Origin of the sequence: Pseudomonas sp. Irchel 3F3 (assembly GCF_900187545.1) — a bacterium.
GTDB classification, from domain to species: Bacteria; Pseudomonadota; Gammaproteobacteria; order Pseudomonadales; family Pseudomonadaceae; genus Aquipseudomonas; species Aquipseudomonas fortuita.
The window spans coordinates 1806-4971 of record NZ_FYDS01000026.1 but is presented as its reverse complement, the minus strand read 5'-3'; the positions used below and the strand labels follow the sequence as shown (position 1 = coordinate 4971).

1 rRNA gene is annotated in these 3166 nt (G+C 51.1%); it reads right to left on the bottom strand.

The window, feature by feature from the left end:
* Positions 1–78: 78 nt before the first annotated feature.
* Positions 79–2971, bottom strand: a 23S ribosomal RNA gene (locus CKW35_RS27640).
* Positions 2972–3166 lie beyond the last annotated feature (195 nt).

The following is a 3166-nucleotide window of genomic DNA, read 5'->3' as shown; positions in this document are numbered from 1 at the left end:
TTTGTGGTTCGTTGCGAACTTTCGGTTCGTATCATCTTCACCACCGCAATCTGCGTCAGCAAATTGCTTGGGTGTTATATGGTCAAGCCTCACGGGCAATTAGTATTGGTTAGCTCAACGCCTCACAGCGCTTACACACCCAACCTATCAACGTCGTAGTCTTCGACGGCCCTTTAGGGGATTCAAGATCCCAGTGAGATCTCATCTTGAGGCAAGTTTCCCGCTTAGATGCTTTCAGCGGTTATCTCTTCCGAACATAGCTACCCGGCAATGCCACTGGCGTGACAACCGGAACACCAGAGGTTCGTCCACTCCGGTCCTCTCGTACTAGGAGCAGCCCCTCTCAAATCTCAAACGTCCACGGCAGATAGGGACCGAACTGTCTCACGACGTTCTAAACCCAGCTCGCGTACCACTTTAAATGGCGAACAGCCATACCCTTGGGACCGGCTTCAGCCCCAGGATGTGATGAGCCGACATCGAGGTGCCAAACACCGCCGTCGATATGAACTCTTGGGCGGTATCAGCCTGTTATCCCCGGAGTACCTTTTATCCGTTGAGCGATGGCCCTTCCATACAGAACCACCGGATCACTAAGACCTACTTTCGTACCTGCTCGACGTGTTTGTCTCGCAGTCAAGCGCGCTTTTGCCTTTATACTCTACGACCGATTTCCGACCGGTCTGAGCGCACCTTCGTACTCCTCCGTTACTCTTTGGGAGGAGACCGCCCCAGTCAAACTACCCACCATACACTGTCCTCGATCCGGATAACGGACCTGAGTTAGAACCTCAAAGTTGCCAGGGTGGTATTTCAAGGATGGCTCCATGAGAACTGGCGTCCCCACTTCAAAGCCTCCCACCTATCCTACACAAGCAAATTCAAAGTCCAGTGCAAAGCTATAGTAAAGGTTCACGGGGTCTTTCCGTCTAGCCGCGGATACACTGCATCTTCACAGCGATTTCAATTTCACTGAGTCTCGGGTGGAGACAGCGCCGCCATCGTTACGCCATTCGTGCAGGTCGGAACTTACCCGACAAGGAATTTCGCTACCTTAGGACCGTTATAGTTACGGCCGCCGTTTACCGGGGCTTCGATCAAGAGCTTCGCTTGCGCTAACCCCATCAATTAACCTTCCGGCACCGGGCAGGCGTCACACCCTATACGTCCACTTTCGTGTTTGCAGAGTGCTGTGTTTTTAATAAACAGTCGCAGCGGCCTGGTATCTTCGACCGGCATGGGCTTACGGAGCAAGTCCTTGACCCTCGCCGGCGCACCTTCTCCCGAAGTTACGGTGCCATTTTGCCTAGTTCCTTCACCCGAGTTCTCTCAAGCGCCTTGGTATTCTCTACCTAACCACCTGTGTCGGTTTGGGGTACGGTTCCCAGTTATCTGAAGCTTAGGAGCTTTTCTTGGAAGCATGGTATCAACCACTTCGTCGCCTAAAGGCAACTCGTCATCAGCTCTCGGCCTTGAAATCCCGGATTTGCCTAAGATTTCAGCCTACCACCTTAAACCTGGACAACCAACGCCAGGCTGGCCTAACCTTCTCCGTCCCTCCATCGCAATAACTGGAAGTACAGGAATATTAACCTGTTTTCCATCGACTACGCTTTTCAGCCTCGCCTTAGGGACCGACTAACCCTGCGTCGATTAACGTTGCGCAGGAAACCTTGGTCTTTCGGCGTGCGAGTTTTTCACTCGCATTGTCGTTACTCATGTCAGCATTCGCACTTCTGATACCTCCAGCAAGCTTCTCAACTCACCTTCACAGGCTTACAGAACGCTCCTCTACCGCATCATCATAAGATGATACCCGTAGCTTCGGTGCATGGTTTGAGCCCCGTTACATCTTCCGCGCAGGCCGACTCGACTAGTGAGCTATTACGCTTTCTTTAAAGGGTGGCTGCTTCTAAGCCAACCTCCTAGCTGTCTAAGCCTTCCCACATCGTTTCCCACTTAACCATGACTTTGGGACCTTAGCTGACGGTCTGGGTTGTTTCCCTTTTCACGACGGACGTTAGCACCCGCCGTGTGTCTCCCATGCTCGGCACTTGTAGGTATTCGGAGTTTGCATCGGTTTGGTAAGTCGGGATGACCCCCTAGCCGAAACAGTGCTCTACCCCCTACAGTGATACATGAGGCGCTACCTAAATAGCTTTCGAGGAGAACCAGCTATCTCCGAGCTTGATTAGCCTTTCACTCCGATCCACAGGTCATCCGCTAACTTTTCAACGGTAGTCGGTTCGGTCCTCCAGTCAGTGTTACCTAACCTTCAACCTGCCCATGGATAGATCGCCCGGTTTCGGGTCTATACCCAGCGACTAAACGCCCTATTAAGACTCGCTTTCGCTACGCCTCCCCTATTCGGTTAAGCTCGCCACTGAATATAAGTCGCTGACCCATTATACAAAAGGTACGCAGTCACCTAACAAAGTAGGCTCCCACTGCTTGTACGCATACGGTTTCAGGATCTATTTCACTCCCCTCTCCGGGGTTCTTTTCGCCTTTCCCTCACGGTACTAGTTCACTATCGGTCAGTCAGTAGTATTTAGCCTTGGAGGATGGTCCCCCCATATTCAGACAAAGTTTCTCGTGCTCCGTCCTACTCGATTTCATTGATAAGAGATTTTCGTGTACGGGGCTATCACCCACTATGGCCGCACTTTCCAGAGCGTTCCACTAATCTCAAACCAACTTAAGGGCTGGTCCCCGTTCGCTCGCCACTACTAAGGGAATCTCGGTTGATTTCTTTTCCTCAGGGTACTTAGATGTTTCAGTTCCCCTGGTTCGCCTCTTGCACCTATGTATTCAGTACAAGATAACCAGCTTGTGCTGGCTGGGTTCCCCCATTCAGAGATCTCTGGATCACAGTCTGTTTGCCGACTCCCCAAAGCTTTTCGCAGGCTACCACGTCTTTCATCGCCTCTGACTGCCAAGGCATCCACCGTATGCGCTTCTTCACTTGACCATATAACCCCAAGCAATCTGGTTATACTGTGAAGACGACATTCGCCGAAAATTCGCACGTCGCTCTTTCGAGCAGAACTCACAAATTTTACCTTAGCCTGATCCACCAGCAGTGAAACTGGTGTTCAGTCTATTTCTATCACATATCCGAATTTTTAAAGAACGATCTGACAAAAGTCAGAAATCAACATTCATC